Annotated in this window: 17 protein-coding genes; 9 read left to right on the forward strand and 8 right to left on the reverse strand. The window is 45.6% G+C overall.

Annotated features, from left to right (window positions below; genetic code table 11):
* Window positions 1-1,020 precede the first annotated feature (1,020 nt).
* Genes ACSTTG_RS22720 through ACSTTG_RS22745 form a run of 6 tightly spaced genes read left to right on the forward strand, consistent with a single transcriptional unit; the run spans window position 1,021 to window position 7,336 of the window.
* Window positions 1,021-3,045 (forward strand): type IV secretory system conjugative DNA transfer family protein, encoded by a 2,025-nt coding sequence (locus ACSTTG_RS22720; protein ID WP_438476455.1) that lies wholly within the window; start codon window positions 1,021-1,023, stop codon window positions 3,043-3,045.
* The gene (locus tag ACSTTG_RS22725) at window positions 3,032-3,586 is read left to right on the forward strand and encodes a DUF1845 domain-containing protein (RefSeq protein WP_438476457.1); all 555 of its coding nucleotides are present in this window, start codon (window positions 3,032-3,034) and stop codon (window positions 3,584-3,586) included. Before ACSTTG_RS22720 ends, ACSTTG_RS22725 begins: the two co-directional genes overlap by 14 nt.
* Complete coding sequence (mobC, locus tag ACSTTG_RS22730) at window positions 3,583-4,323, forward strand: MobC family replication-relaxation protein (RefSeq protein WP_438461093.1); 741 nt, start codon at window positions 3,583-3,585, stop codon at window positions 4,321-4,323. Before ACSTTG_RS22725 ends, mobC begins: the two co-directional genes overlap by 4 nt.
* A 44-nt stretch (window positions 4,324-4,367) precedes the next feature.
* Complete coding sequence (locus tag ACSTTG_RS22735) at window positions 4,368-6,581, forward strand: DNA topoisomerase 3 (protein ID WP_438476458.1); 2,214 nt, start codon at window positions 4,368-4,370, stop codon at window positions 6,579-6,581.
* Complete coding sequence (locus ACSTTG_RS22740) at window positions 6,578-6,814, forward strand: hypothetical protein (RefSeq protein ID WP_438476459.1); 237 nt, start codon at window positions 6,578-6,580, stop codon at window positions 6,812-6,814. The genes ACSTTG_RS22735 and ACSTTG_RS22740 overlap by 4 nt, the downstream gene beginning before the upstream one ends.
* A complete protein-coding gene (locus ACSTTG_RS22745) occupies window positions 6,815-7,336 on the forward strand; it encodes a hypothetical protein (protein WP_438476460.1) in 522 nt (173 codons plus the stop codon).
* A 57-nt stretch (window positions 7,337-7,393) separates the two neighbouring features.
* Here ACSTTG_RS22745 and ACSTTG_RS22750 read toward each other — a convergent pair whose 3' ends face one another.
* Both ACSTTG_RS22750 and ACSTTG_RS22755 read right to left on the reverse strand, forming a co-directional pair.
* Window positions 7,394-7,765, reverse strand: coding sequence for a hypothetical protein (locus ACSTTG_RS22750; RefSeq protein ID WP_438476461.1), 372 nt, complete (start codon window positions 7,763-7,765; stop codon window positions 7,394-7,396).
* 2 nt (window positions 7,766-7,767) lie between these two features.
* Window positions 7,768-7,920, reverse strand: a complete 153-nt coding sequence (locus tag ACSTTG_RS22755; RefSeq protein ID WP_438461088.1) for a hypothetical protein — start codon at window positions 7,918-7,920, stop codon at window positions 7,768-7,770.
* A gap of 320 nt (window positions 7,921-8,240) precedes the next feature.
* On the opposite strand from ACSTTG_RS22755, the gene ACSTTG_RS22760 reads away from it, so the two are divergent.
* Entirely contained in the window at window positions 8,241-8,504 is a 264-nt protein-coding gene (locus ACSTTG_RS22760) for a hypothetical protein (RefSeq protein ID WP_438476462.1), read from the forward strand.
* Between the two features lie 149 nt (window positions 8,505-8,653).
* On the opposite strand, the gene ACSTTG_RS22765 is transcribed toward ACSTTG_RS22760, so the two are convergent.
* From ACSTTG_RS22765 to ACSTTG_RS22790, 6 genes are all read right to left on the reverse strand, one after another.
* Window positions 8,654-9,268 carry a hypothetical protein gene (locus ACSTTG_RS22765; protein ID WP_438476463.1) on the reverse strand — a complete coding sequence of 205 codons (615 nt, stop codon included), beginning with the start codon at window positions 9,266-9,268 and terminating at the stop codon, window positions 8,654-8,656.
* A gap of 437 nt (window positions 9,269-9,705) precedes the next feature.
* The gene (locus tag ACSTTG_RS22770) at window positions 9,706-9,939 is read right to left on the reverse strand and encodes a hypothetical protein (RefSeq protein WP_438476465.1); all 234 of its coding nucleotides are present in this window, start codon (window positions 9,937-9,939) and stop codon (window positions 9,706-9,708) included.
* Window positions 9,940-9,998: 59 nt separating this feature from the next.
* On the reverse strand, window positions 9,999-10,160 hold the full coding sequence (locus tag ACSTTG_RS22775) for a hypothetical protein (RefSeq protein WP_438476466.1): 162 nt from the start codon (window positions 10,158-10,160) through the stop codon (window positions 9,999-10,001).
* Between the two features lie 225 nt (window positions 10,161-10,385).
* Window positions 10,386-10,667 (reverse strand): hypothetical protein, encoded by a 282-nt coding sequence (locus ACSTTG_RS22780; protein ID WP_438476467.1) that lies wholly within the window; start codon window positions 10,665-10,667, stop codon window positions 10,386-10,388.
* Window positions 10,668-10,676: 9 nt separating this feature from the next.
* Complete coding sequence (locus ACSTTG_RS22785) at window positions 10,677-10,988, reverse strand: hypothetical protein (protein ID WP_438476469.1); 312 nt, start codon at window positions 10,986-10,988, stop codon at window positions 10,677-10,679.
* 12 nt (window positions 10,989-11,000) lie between these two features.
* A complete protein-coding gene (locus tag ACSTTG_RS22790; RefSeq protein ID WP_438476470.1) occupies window positions 11,001-11,186 on the reverse strand; it encodes a hypothetical protein in 186 nt (61 codons plus the stop codon).
* A 277-nt stretch (window positions 11,187-11,463) separates the two neighbouring features.
* On the opposite strand from ACSTTG_RS22790, the gene ACSTTG_RS22795 reads away from it, so the two are divergent.
* Together ACSTTG_RS22795 and ACSTTG_RS22800 are read left to right on the forward strand one after the other, a co-directional pair.
* Window positions 11,464-11,931 carry a helix-turn-helix domain-containing protein gene (locus ACSTTG_RS22795; RefSeq protein WP_438476472.1) on the forward strand — a complete coding sequence of 156 codons (468 nt, stop codon included), beginning with the start codon at window positions 11,464-11,466 and terminating at the stop codon, window positions 11,929-11,931.
* 89 nt (window positions 11,932-12,020) lie between these two features.
* Window positions 12,021-13,229: an IS256 family transposase gene (locus tag ACSTTG_RS22800; protein WP_438476473.1), complete on the forward strand. Its 1,209-nt coding sequence runs from the start codon at window positions 12,021-12,023 to the stop codon at window positions 13,227-13,229.
* Window positions 13,230-13,376 lie beyond the last annotated feature (147 nt).

Here is a 13,376-nt window from a genome sequence, read left to right on the forward strand (position 1 = left end):
TGCGCAATCTGACCTTCGCGAGCGTTCAATGCCGGTGCTCAATACCGAGGTTCAACCCCATAGGGTTGTTAACCCGGTGAGAGCACTCGACCGCATTGAGAGGGAGCTGACAACCACCCCACTCAACCATTTATGCACATGAGTTTTCGAGACCGCCAGGGACAATCTCGAAAACGATTGTGTAGAAAGTTAGCGCCTAAGTTCACGGGCGTGACGCACTCACCGGCACCACCCTTTTAGATTTCGCCCTGCGTAATCTGTCCTTTGTGAGCGTTCAATGCCAGTGCGAAGCACCGAGGTTCAATCCCATAGGATTGTTAACCAGGTGAGAGCACTCGACAGCATTGAGAGTGAACGAAAAGACCGCGCAAAAGCTGATAAGCGATGCTGCGGGCTTTTCCACACTTAGCCTGATCGCGCCCTAGAGCGAGCAGGGTTAGTGTGCCAAGCCCTAGAAAAATTCAATCGCAACAAGCGCCCCCTTGCGGGGTTTAATTGTTAATTTTCTCTAGGGTGCGAATCGCCAGATGAGCATCTTAGAGCATTTTCGCCCAACGAAAATGTTCTAAGACGGGGGAGCCGAAAACAAACACGTGCCCCAGCAAAGTGAGACCGCCCCAGCGGTCGCTTTGTTTTTGGGGGCTTGCCCCCGAAAACCGTTGAGTAGGCGAGACCAAGCTCGTTTTCGTAGTGGAAAGGAAGACATTTAAGCAAGCTGGATACAGCGGCAAAATGGCGACCATTTCCCACTTGAAAAGGGGCTTGGTCTCGCGTAGCGAGGCGGTTTTCGGCTCTTAATTAAAAAGGATCATTTTTGGTCGTCCAGACCGAAAAGGATTCTTTTTAATTTATTGAAAAATCACCGATTTTTTAATAATTCCCCTCAAGGGGAACCAAGTTAATTGATCGCCTTCAAGCGACAATTGACTTGCCTCGTCGGTCTCAGCGTTCGGTCTGACCAAAAGACTGAATGCAGAGACCGAGCACAAAGACCAAGCAACGAGAAAGGAAACCGACAACATGCTTGAGCTGATAGAACTCAAAATCTTTACAGGATCAGTGTATTTGATCTCCTTGTTGTATGAGGCGACGTTTTATTACGGCTCATACATCAGCCTCATCGCGGGGCTGTTATTGCCCATCATCTATTTCGATAAACCCAACAAAGGTGAAGAGGATTCGCCGCTTCGCCGAGTGTTGGTGATCGTCGCGTTACTCTTGTTTGTGCTTGGCACACTGGCCCCGTTCACGGTGCCGCCACTCATCAAATACGTGCAAAGTATGAAAATGGAAAACGTCACCTCGGTCTATTATCCAACATCGAGCTATCTCAACATGTTGGTATGCCTGGTCGCATCCATCATCCATACCGTTGTGCGACGTGAACTCACAACCATCGCTAACCAACTCAAGAAGAAAGCGACGAAAAAAACCAACATGGCGCGTGATGAACGTACCGACGTTCGAACCATCAAAGAGATGTTGCCGCAAACGGTCGAGTACGATCCTGAAGACTACATTGATCTCACGAAAGGCGTGTTTGTTGGTTTGGATCGCGAGCAAAAACCGCAATACATTCCATTGGAAAGTATCCAGAAATGGCACGCTGATATCATCGGCACCACGGGAGCCGGTAAAGGCGTTGTCTCCGGTCTTATCCTGTATCAATTAATCTTGGCCGATGAAGGCACATTCGTGCTCGATCCGAAAAACGATGAGTGGGCACCGCACCTGCTTAAGTACGCTTGTGAGAAAGCGGGCAAACCATTTCACCTTATAAACCTAAATAAGAAGGCCCCACAACTTGACTTGCTGGCGGGCGCATCGCCCGAGCAAATCGAAGAATTATTGGTCGCGGGTTTCTCACTGGCCGAAAAAGGTGATAACGCCGATTTCTATCGAATTGATGACAGGAAGGCCGCTCGAAAAGCGCCGAAACTGGCCGACGATGAACAGCGCCGCTCGTTTGAGGGACTATTCAGCACTGAATACGTTCAAGGGATACAAGACACTGTAAAAGCGTTTTATGGCAAGCTTGAAGAGATCTCATTGATTGAGTCGGTTAATGCCATTGGCGGGCTCAATCTCAATGACATTTATGAGCAAGGCGGGTGCTGCTACATCATTGGATCGTTACGTAACTCCAAGATTTTGATGACGCAAAAAATGATCCTCATTCGTCTGATCCAACTGGCCGAGATGCGGGATCGCATCAATACCTCACCGCGCCCGATTGCGATTTTTCTCGATGAGCTGAAATACCACATTTCAAAACCCGTCATGGAAGGTTTGGGGGCCGTGCGAGATAAAGGTGTTCACCTACTTCTTGCTCACCAATCGATTGCCGACCTGAAAGATTGCCCAGCGGATCTCAAAGGTGATGCGGTAGTGGGCTCTGTTGTGGAAAACACCAAAATGAAAATTGTTTATCGATTACAAGATCCCATCACCGCGCAATGGGTCGCGGAAATGTCGGGCACGATATTGGTCGATGATGAAACGCGTTATGTCGAAAGCGGTCGCTCGTTAACAGAGACCATCGAAGACCGGCGCAATATTAAATTAGCCGAGCGCGAGCTCGTTGACAGCAATATGTTGCTAAGCTTGCCTAACTTCGTCAGTTATATTTTCACCCCCGACTTTGTGCCAAGACCCTCTATGATTGCGCCCATCAAAGTCAAAAAACAACCACTGAAAACCTTTGATCAAACTCTGGCCGTCGTGAGTCAACCCCACGCGGTTATCGATGAGCAGCCGATTCACCCGGATGATGAGGCACCCATTGACACTCATGATGAAGTCGAAGCACAAGCAACAGCTTCCGGTGACAATGACTCGAACCAAGCGCCAATTGATCTCGATGAGGATGTGGCGGCACTTTTCCACATCGTGGAGAACGAACAGGCACAAGAGAGTGACGAAAATGATACACCGGCGCGCGCTGAGCCTGAGTCGAGCGAGCCCGTCGAGCCATTTTTTGATCAAGCGATGTTAGACATACTCGAAGCAGAAATTGAGGGGTTAACTGAAGATGAAATTGCATAATCGCCGTGTGCTGATCCTCTGGGATGATGCCAAATACAACCCAACTCAACGCCCCAAACACAAACCCGTGGATGGGGCATTTATTTACCACAGCCTGTTTTCTGTCGGCGCTTTCGCCTCGAAAAAAGGGCAAAACCCAAAGCAAGCCATCACTCAACGTTTAGCGATAAAGACAACGGAAAAGCTGCGCCTGGATGCGCGCGCTTTGCGCAATGAACTGACTAAGATGGCGCGTGAGTTGATTGATGAAGTGGGCGACATTGAGATCAATCCGGTCAAGTTACCCACCGCTGAGCGAGTGGTGTACGACGAATCCAAAATAACCCCGGAAACGGCGATGCTGATCAAGATTTTTGCGGCGCTTGATGGCTATTTCATCATCCTATACAAAGCGTTTAAGAACGGTGAACTCACTGACCATGAGCAGCGGGAAAAACGAAAGTTAGCGACAAGCAAACTGCAAGCGTTTTTGACCAACACCAACAAAACTTGCCTGTCTTTTCATAAAGTGCGCAAGCTTAAAGTGGAGACTATGGCATGAGTCACTTGATTGCCGATCCCCGCGAGCGCGAGCGGATCAATACCGAAAAGATGGCGAAGGTGATCCATTTTCTCAAGCAAGAGGTCTACAGCGACATTAAAAACCTAACCTTGCTCTTGGGCGTGAAAAGCCGCCGACCAGTGGATCGATTACTCAATAAGTTGATTGATTTGGGCTTTGTGCGAAAGCACGTTTATGACTTCCCGACTGGGCAATTTTCAGTCTGGGGGATCACCGACCTGGGACTCACGCAATACGTCAAAGATACCAATGAAGATTTTGTGTCCTTTGAGCCTTACCGAGTCAAATTTACCAACCTCAATCACAAACTGATGAATCAGCTTATCTACTTGCACCTTACCAAACGCAATTGGACAAACTGGCTCAACAGCGACCGTTATGCGTTTCGTCAGCAATACGATTTAGAACATCGCCCTGATGCTCTCATGACAACGCCCACCGGTCACGTGGTCGCCTTTGAGACTGAGCGCAGTCTCAAAGCCGTCCGTCGATATCGCTCAATTATGAAAAGCCACATCATCGCCAAACAGAAAAAATACTGGTCCGTGGTCGTCTATGTTGTCCCGGATGAGAACATTAAAAAGTTACTCACCAATCGCTTTAACAAGATTGAATACATTCAGTTTGACGAATCCAAATACCCTTTCGAGCACTACCAATCAAAGCTCATTCGCATCTACACCATTGATGAGCTGAAGAACCTCACTATTGGCTAAGTCATCCCCCCGCACTTGGCTACCCAAAACGGAGAATTTACCTCATGCAAGTGTATATTGCTGAAAAGCCGTCCCTGGCCGCTGCGATCTTCAAAGGCTTAGGCGGCAACCCACAAACCGGAAAAAAAGACGGCTATTACCAAACCGGCTCGAACGTCGTGACCTGGTGCGTCGGCCACCTATTGGCTTTAAACGATCCTGAAGATTACGATCCCGCGCTAAAGAAGTGGTCGCTTGAACAACTGCCCATCACTACAGTGTTTCCACCGAAGTTAAAACCCCGCAAAGGCGTGAATAAGCAACTCAATACCGTCGTGTCACTCGTCAAAAAAGCCAGCTCCATCGTGCACGCCGGTGACCCTGACGCCGAAGGCCAATTGCTGGTTGATGAAGTGCTGCGCTACGCTGGTAATGATAAAAAGGTTGAGCGCGTACTGATCGCCGACCTCAACGATAAGCCGGTCAAAAAAGCCCTGGCAAACTTACAGTGCAATACTCAATTCGCCAACCTGTCAGATAAAGCCCTGGCACGCTCACTGGCTGATCAAGCGTTTGGCTACAATCTAACGCGCGCCTATACCCTGAAAGCTCGAGAGAAAGGGTATGACAGCGTGCTCAATATTGGCCGGGTGATCACCACTTTGATTGGTCTTGTCAACGTGCGTACCCTAGCCAATCAAAACCACACCAAAAGCTATTACTATGAGTTAGTCGGTCAGTTTAAGATGGGCGATCACGAGCTCAAGGCAAAGCTCGTCCCGGATGATTCTTTTGACCTGGATGAGAAGCGCCGAATGATCTCTTCGCTGGAAGCAGCAGCGACCAAAGAAGCGGATAAGGGCCAGGCGGCCACCGTAAACCAGGTAAGCGAAAAAACAGAAACCTCCGCGCCACCGATGCCGTTCAACCTTTCTAAATTGCAGATTGAAGCGTCGAAAAAGTGGGGCTATAACCCCAAGCAAACCCTCGATGTCCTGCAAGGGTTGTATGAAAAACACAAGCTAGTTACCTACCCTCGAAGTGACAACCAGTTTTTATCGGATGCCCACCTAGCCAATGCGCCGCAAATTCTCGCGGCGGTAAGCGGAACCTCACCAGAATTAGATCAAGTGATCAGTGAGGCGCAGCCCACGTCTACCCATAAAGCCTTTAACGCGGCCAAGATTGAAGCGCACCACGCGATCATCCCCACTGAAAAAAATGGCGCGTCAATCACGTTGAACGAGAAAGAGCGAAATATCTATGAGCTGATCGCCAAGCGCTTTATCGCTCTGTTTTACCCAGCTTCAGTGCGCAACAAAGTCACCCTGGATATCCATTGTACTGATCGCCTTTATCGCAGCACACAAAACACTTTGGAATCACAAGGGTGGGAAGTCCTTTTCAAAGCAGAGAGTCGTGATGAGCCGAATGAAAACTCGGTTGACCTGGCAACCCTGACTGAAGGGCAAACCGGCGAGTGTGTTGATGTGGAAATCCTCGAGCGCGAGACCAAACCGCCCAAATATTTTGATGATGCTAGCTTGCTCACTGCGATGACCAATGCGGCAAAGTTCATTAAAGATCCAGCGTTAAGAAAGCAGCTAGAGGCTAAAGACAAAAACACCAAGGGTGAAAATGGCTCCATCGGCACCGAGGCTACGCGCAGTGGACATATTGAAAAGCTCGGTTCACTCAAACACTTGGTGAGTGTGAAAAAAGTCAAAGGCTATAAAAATCCGGTGTACATGACGACTAAGGCTGGGCAAGAGTTTTGTGCCCTACTCCCTGACGAAATTGTGATGCCCGATACTAGCGCGATTTGGGAGGGGGATTTATCGCGTATCGAAGGTGGAGAGTGTCGGGTCACTGAATTTATTGATCGTATTGATACCTATCTTGCTGAGCAGATAGCGCACGTTAAAACGCATGGTGTCGCGTTAACACAAACCGAGGGGATTACCTGCCCTACTTGTCAAAAAGGCCGTCTCAAGGCGCTTAAGGGCCGTAATGGGCCATTTTGGGCCTGTGTTCGCTTTCCTGACTGTAAAACGGCATTTCCCGATGACAACGGTAAGCCCAACCTCAACCCGAAAAAGAAGCAATCCGGGGAGGTGAGCAAAGATGAATTTTGTAAGCGCTGTGGTAAAGCCCTGGTGCGCCGCCCTGGTAAGCATGAGGGTTCATTTTGGTGGGGCTGCTCTGGATTTCCAACGTGCAAAGTGCGCTTTTTCGACCGCAACGGCAAACCTGACCGCGACCGAGGTGAGCTTGAATGACCAGTATCGAAACTCGACAACGAGGCGATGAACATACCCTTTTCATCGCTTCTAACAACCAAAGCCTGGATGACTTCTTGAAAACGCCTATCGCCTCGGGTAAGCACGTTTATTGCTCGTTCGGCCAAGAGCAACTTGATAACCATATCAAGTCAACCCTGCACCGGCGCGGTGTGTTGAGCGTGAGTTTTAACGATGGCAACACTTACTATCCAACTGAGGACAATCTATAAATGAATAAAGCAACACTGATTTTAGCCGTCGCCGGGCTGTCGATCACCGGCTGTGGCAGTCACACCGCTTCCTATACCACCACAAAGCCCCCCATCAACGTGTATGAAGTGGGAAATAAGACCAACGCAAAAGGGGTGGCCTTGTTTGATTATGTCAACACGCGTGCAAGCCCTGAGTACCAACGCTATCAAGTCGTGCTCTATTTTGACCAGTTACCGATTGATGAGACATTCCCGCTCTGCGCACCGGCGACGGTCGTTGATGACTGTAAGAGCCACATCACGATCCATGAAAATCCGCTAACCCTACCAGGTCGAAAACCCGTTTGGGTTGATTACAACCTGACCTTGCTTGAGTCGATAGAAAGTAAAGGTGGGCAAAGTTTACCGAATGCCCGCAGTATGATGAGCCGCACATCGGTGAATTGGAACACACGGGAGTCGCTTCACTACCTCAACCGGCAGACGCCTGACCACCTAGAGACTTTAGAAAGCTTTACTGTGCAAATAAAGCGCCTTTAAGTAAAAAAGCCCGGTTAGCTTCCGCTACCGGGCTTTTTTGTTGTAATAACCTATCACCTACACAAAATAGATCGTGCCATTGTCACTTTTAAGGTCACGGCCAATCAACTCAAGAATGTCGATCAATTCGTTCCTATCAGTCTGCTGCGTCAGTGGATCATTGAGCAAGCAAAACAGTTCATAATCGTTGCATGATTCTATCCATTTGAACTGTCTGACCGATAAGATACTGTGCAGTCGTTTAAGTTTCGCGCCAAGGAAACCCAAGGCCAGTAGACCAACAATGACGACCAACTTTAGAAAATAGCCGGTCACTACGCTCAGCAACAAAATAAACGCTACGCCCCCAATGCTCAACTTCATACTTCGTAAAGCGCGTTGTTGCTGTGGGTCGGCAAAATCACCCTTCCTCATAAACTGAATATTCATCGTTAATCCTCCTTGTAAAAGCCTTTCATCGCCGCCGCCAACACCTCATCGTTCGAATCAAAGCTTCTATCAAACGCCCTCAAAAAAGTTTCAAAATCTAACCCCTGATTTTTACAATCAAAGCCAAACTCATAAGCTTGTTCTGACAAGTCCATCTGCCCAATCCATTTGCTGAAAACTTACAAACATACTAGTAATAATTACTAGTTAAATAAAGTAATTATTACTAGAAAGTAGATAAAACATGACATGACACATGTCCTGCCTAGACAAGCCCCCGCCACCACGATTCACCGAAGTATTTTGATAGGTCAATTGGGCTAACCAAAAATAGTCAGCGTCCAAACTGGAATATGCAACTAATATTAAATATAAAGTTAATTGTGAAGCAGTACGCAAAAAAATTCAGATAGGTTGATTTACTTCCCAAATAACATCAATAATTACCAGGTACAAAACACAAGGAATAATACAAATGGAAAACCATGAGCCATATATATTAGTTAATGGTGCACAGTGTCGAATGATGGCAGATAAAAGAGTATTAGATATTTGGCTTGAAAATATTCAAATATCAGCACACTCAGATGACTTGATGCTATTTCATTTATTTAATGATACCTTAGAAAAAAATTCACCATACATACTACAGGCGGGGAACGCACGAATTTCACTTACAAGAAAAGAGGCTAAAACCATAGCCACCACGTTCTGTCTGGAGGTTATGAGTGCTTATTAAAAATAAGAAAATCTGAACAACAATGACACTAGTATAAACAAGCACTATAATAAGTATCTTTGAAAAAATGACCACACCCAGAAGCTTTAAAGCGAACGTTATTTCCCCCCTAAGGTGAAAGGTTCGTGATTTCGTAATCAGTTATAGCATCAAAGCCCACCATTTGATATGCGCAATAGTCGCCCTTGCTCTTTAGCGACCCAATTATTGGTGATTTTAGACTGGGCGAACTTATACACGAACAGCCCGCATAACACTGGGATGCTATAGTACCAAATTGATTCATAAGCGATAGAATAGAGGGCCAGTAAAGACAAAAACCAACTTGCTACCCCAATATAAAAAGCCTTTCTTTCATTAGTCTTAGGCATTCGCTGTTTATGTTTACGTAGAAAATCACGGGGTGATAGTTGTGAATCAACCAGCGATTCTTCAAGTTTTAAAATTTGTGTTTCATCTTTAGCTACCATCCAACCGTTCTCGGCTAATTCGTTAAGCACATCATCAAGTAACCCCTTGAGAATCAGGTTGTCAAACAAACCCAACCTCGATTGGCTTTTGAGAACAACCAACTGATGTTTCGTATCAATATGAGATATAAGCAATGGAACGTTGCCTCGCTTATTATTTGTGAATGCCAAGTCCACATTTGTTACAACTGAACTATCGAAAACATTTGGTAAATCGATAAGCTTGGAAAGAATCGCTATGGGCTCACCTGTTGGTGCGCTCAGATTCAACTCTACTTTATATCCATAAGACATTTTAAAATCCTTTTTGTTTTACTGAGAGACTTGCAGCGCCGCAACTAGTTCCCTCATTTATCTTGTCAAAGTGAACACCAAGATAACAGCGAATATCCCACGCGTTAGCCAACGAATTAACGGTGTACTATTTTGCTGATACTTATGCATAATCTCCGTACATCCAAATCCAATCAGGCATACCATTAGATAAGTTGTTATATTTCCTTCCACAATTCCCCCCTTTTTACACAACCCTCGATATCTCATGGTGATACCCACTAATGATAATAATACCAATACAAAAGAATGAGCCCGCTAACAAAAGAAAACTATGTAACAAGTCACCTTCTTTTAGTGAAATTAAAGACCTAACAAATAAGTAAAGACCAAAGACCATTGCCACTAACAGTATCATAAATTTATCCTTTGATTGGTGTGCTGCATCAATTTCGTTCTTATAATGAGTCAATGGGATAGATACCTTGTTCAACATCGGACTTCATAACATTGATTACCGGAGGCTTTGTCCCACATTTTAGAACTATCTTCGAACCGACTAGTAGCTCCACCTCCATAGAACCATACTCACCAAAATCAATTCGATACTTTAACGGTAAAGGGCCTTCATTTTTAATAACAACGTCGTGGCCTGGAATTGCTTCAAATGTCTGTGTCTGTATATCGTCCATATTTCCCCTTATAAGATTCTTTGCCGAATACGCCCCGTAGGGCGTAACGAGTAAAGCCACTAATCAAAAATGATTGGATGCGAGCTTTCATAAAGTTGTTCGATTTCTTCATCACGTTTATTCAATGACTGGCGAGTTTCTGCTGAGCCAGTATCGCGCTTAGAGAAGTAAGGTCTCGGTTGATTTTCGAATTTTTCATGTTGTTCATCGTAATGTGACATGGTGATTGCTCCTTTTGTGAAATTGTAACGGTTAAACATTCGTACTGGATGAATAAAGCAATACGCTCACCGCAAGCCGCAGCTAAGCGAAGTCTGAACGAGTGAGGAAGCCGAAGCTTGATATTGTTTTATGAGCCCTCGAATGTAAGTTGCAGAGATTGAACAAGGAGTTTCACCAGAACACATCAGGAACAACCCCGAAAGACCTATATTGCTCAAAACCACTTAGTTAACGTCAAAGTCCTTAAGCTGAGATAAACCATTCTTAACGAACGCCGTATTAAATTTAAGACTGGCTTTGTACGTTTCTGCGGTAGTAGGCTGCAAACCTAAAGATCTAAAAGTATGTACAGCGATTTGACGTTGGTTATGTTCAGGACAGTAAGCAATGCATTGTTTTTCACTTGTCCATGAACGGTTTGAATATGAGCAACCGCACTCAAACACTGCCGTAAACTGAGTGAATGCATGAGCATTCGATTCATCAATAAATGTTACTTTTGGCACAATTTCCCCTTAATCACGGTTTTCGGAGTAATTTCCTTCGTCACATGCGAATCCTTCGGCTTTCAATCCATCGCTATGATCTACTACTGTCACATGACAGAGCTTGTCTAAGATAACTACGTCCACGACCTTTTTCCCATCTACATCACGAACATCTCTCACATAACTAAGTGCTATACCAACAACCTGTTGGCCAAACAAGCCAATACTATCTCTGTAAGCAGATTTTTCGACTTGGATATTATCCAAAATAGGCACTTCGGAAGCTATCACGCTCGATGCAGCCATTGCTAAAGCGGCTGTTACTAGTAGTTTTTTCATAGTGATCTAAATTTACCCCTCTTGTCGTTTGTTCTTATTCGGCAGTCCATTTACAGCATCAAGATCACGCTGCTCACCGGCCTTCGCGATTCGGGATAGCTGTCGCTCAGACTTACCCCACCTTTTGCCTATCTCAACAAACGTCCAGCCTTTAGCGTTGGCTAGTCTTTGAAACTCTGTTATTACTTTACCCGTCATATATGTCTAGTATATAGCTTAAATTTTAACCAGTCAATAATGTCTAGTATGCGCGCATTCATTCAAGATGTCATTTGCGAAATATCCCCAATTATGAGGTTTTGTGACATATGAATGCCGGGGAATAATGAAAGACGCATACTGAGGTACTGATACTGAAGACTTTCGGGGGAAATCGGATTGTTATAGATGTCCTCACAATGCCTTATTCGTGTCCTATATCTGTGAGAACAAAATCAGTAACCTTAATATTGTTCTGTTTATGGGGGATACAACAATGACATTTATCGATAGCAAAAAACTTAAATCCGAACGTACGGCTAAAAATTATACGCAAGAAACACTGGCTACAATTTCAGGGGTAGATACTAGAACCATTGGTCGAATTGAGCGTGGTGAAACTGGAGGATCGTTGGAAACACTAATGTCCTTGTGTACTGCTTTAGCACTCCAAAGAGAGCAACTGTCCCCTGATATACAGCAGACACTTGTGTCTCCAGAGGCCATTAAACTACTTAAGCAATCAATAGATGCAACCGAGTATGCAGGAGATATTGTAGTGTACGACCATTTCGACCACTTCCAGGTTGATGTCGGTACATCGCCAGTCATCAATGTAATATCAGGAAAAGATAGAGCTAACGCGCGTGCAATCATAGAGGAGTTAATATCAAACGATCTAATTACACTCGCCGGAGGGCAGATATACTCTGTAACAAGTAAGGGCTACGCATTAGTTGAATAGAGGTTTCATCTTTGTTCAACAATGAGGAGACTGTCCTGAATTCTGTGTAACTGTCTACACTTAAGCCGTTAAGGCTAAGGATGGACAACATGGATAAAAAAGCACTTGAAGCTTTTGCTCGTGAAGCTGCAAAGTCAATCAAGACCGAATCTGATCTCGATGACTTCCGCAAAATGTTAACCAAGGTGACCGTTGAAACAGCGCTAAATGCTGAACTAGACGACCACCTTGGCTATGAAAAACACTCTCCAAAACCCAACTCAAATACCCGAAATGGGTACTCTGAAAAATCTATCATCACTGATGATGGCGAAGTGCCTATTGATGTGCCTCGTGACCGTGAATCTAGCTTTGAACCAAAGCTCGTGCGTAAGCATCAGACACGCTTTCAGTCCATGGATGACAAGATTTTAAGCTTGTATGCCAAGGGAATGACCACTCGAGAAATCGTCGCTACCTTCAAAGAAATGTATGATGCTGACGTCTCACCGACACTGATATCTAAGGTGACGGACTCCGTTCTCGAGCAAGTCGTTGAATGGCAATCACGCCCACTCGATGAGGTTTACCCCATCGTTTATCTCGACTGTATCGTGGTCAAAGTTCGCCAAGATAAGCAGGTCATCAACAAGTCGGTCTATCTCGCGCTTGGCGTGAACATGGATGGGCAGAAAGAGTTACTTGGAATGTGGTTGTCTGAGACCGAGGGCGCGAAGTTCTGGCTAAACGTGCTGACAGAACTACAGAACCGAGGCGTTAAAGACATCCTAATCGCTTGTGTCGACGGCTTAAAAGGCTTCCCTGATGCAATTAATGCTGCCTTTCCAAATACTCAAATCCAGCTCTGTATCGTGCATATGGTGCGAAACTCGGTCAAGTATGTCCCTTGGAAGGACTACAAGGCTGTGACCACAGATCTTAAGAAAATCTACCAGTCAAAAACTGAGGATGAAGGGTTGTTGGCCCTAGAGCAGTTCTCGGAAAAGTGGGATGAGAAATACCCGCAGATCAGTCGCTCTTGGACTAATCACTGGGATAACCTTAATACCCTGTTTGGCTATCCTGAGGATATCAGGCGGGCCATCTACACCACGAATGCCATCGAATCACTCAATAGTGTGATCAGGAAAGCAACGAAAAAACGCAAGCTGTTCCCGACGGATGAGTCTGCGAGGAAAGTGATCTTCTTAGCGATCCAGGATGCCTCCAAGAAGTGGACAATGCCAATTAGAAACTGGAAGCAAGCCCTAAACCGCTTTATGATTATGTTTGATGAACGACTATCTAAATATCAATAACCCAGGCAGTTACACAGAATTATTTACAGGGTCACAATGAGGGTTACTAGCACTGCTACTCTGAGGTAATTGAGGCAAAAAAATGTGCAGTGCTGGCAAGTCAACATTCTATCACAAACCCCGCATTCCCCTGACACTCACCGTGGT

Origin of the sequence: Vibrio glycogenivorans (assembly GCF_051660965.1) — a bacterium.
Classification (GTDB): Bacteria; Pseudomonadota; Gammaproteobacteria; order Enterobacterales; family Vibrionaceae; genus Vibrio.

What these genes read in the sequence shown, in the direction of transcription:
- ACSTTG_RS22720 (WP_438476455.1), top strand. Translation starts at nt 1,021, where the DNA reads ATGCTTGAGCTGATAGAACTCAAAATCTTTACAGGATCAGTGTATTTG.
- ACSTTG_RS22725 (WP_438476457.1), top strand. Translation starts at nt 3,032, where the DNA reads ATGAAATTGCATAATCGCCGTGTGCTGATCCTCTGGGATGATGCCAAA.
- mobC (WP_438461093.1), top strand. Translation starts at nt 3,583, where the DNA reads ATGAGTCACTTGATTGCCGATCCCCGCGAGCGCGAGCGGATCAATACC.
- ACSTTG_RS22735 (WP_438476458.1), top strand. Translation starts at nt 4,368, where the DNA reads ATGCAAGTGTATATTGCTGAAAAGCCGTCCCTGGCCGCTGCGATCTTC.
- ACSTTG_RS22740 (WP_438476459.1), top strand. Translation starts at nt 6,578, where the DNA reads ATGACCAGTATCGAAACTCGACAACGAGGCGATGAACATACCCTTTTC.
- ACSTTG_RS22745 (WP_438476460.1), top strand. Translation starts at nt 6,815, where the DNA reads ATGAATAAAGCAACACTGATTTTAGCCGTCGCCGGGCTGTCGATCACC.
- ACSTTG_RS22750 (WP_438476461.1), bottom strand. Translation starts at nt 7,765, where the DNA reads ATGAATATTCAGTTTATGAGGAAGGGTGATTTTGCCGACCCACAGCAA.
- ACSTTG_RS22755 (WP_438461088.1), bottom strand. Translation starts at nt 7,920, where the DNA reads ATGGACTTGTCAGAACAAGCTTATGAGTTTGGCTTTGATTGTAAAAAT.
- ACSTTG_RS22760 (WP_438476462.1), top strand. Translation starts at nt 8,241, where the DNA reads ATGGAAAACCATGAGCCATATATATTAGTTAATGGTGCACAGTGTCGA.
- ACSTTG_RS22765 (WP_438476463.1), bottom strand. Translation starts at nt 9,268, where the DNA reads ATGTCTTATGGATATAAAGTAGAGTTGAATCTGAGCGCACCAACAGGT.
- ACSTTG_RS22770 (WP_438476465.1), bottom strand. Translation starts at nt 9,939, where the DNA reads ATGGACGATATACAGACACAGACATTTGAAGCAATTCCAGGCCACGAC.
- ACSTTG_RS22775 (WP_438476466.1), bottom strand. Translation starts at nt 10,160, where the DNA reads ATGTCACATTACGATGAACAACATGAAAAATTCGAAAATCAACCGAGA.
- ACSTTG_RS22785 (WP_438476469.1), bottom strand. Translation starts at nt 10,988, where the DNA reads ATGAAAAAACTACTAGTAACAGCCGCTTTAGCAATGGCTGCATCGAGC.
- ACSTTG_RS22790 (WP_438476470.1), bottom strand. Translation starts at nt 11,186, where the DNA reads ATGACGGGTAAAGTAATAACAGAGTTTCAAAGACTAGCCAACGCTAAA.
- ACSTTG_RS22795 (WP_438476472.1), top strand. Translation starts at nt 11,464, where the DNA reads ATGACATTTATCGATAGCAAAAAACTTAAATCCGAACGTACGGCTAAA.
- ACSTTG_RS22800 (WP_438476473.1), top strand. Translation starts at nt 12,021, where the DNA reads ATGGATAAAAAAGCACTTGAAGCTTTTGCTCGTGAAGCTGCAAAGTCA.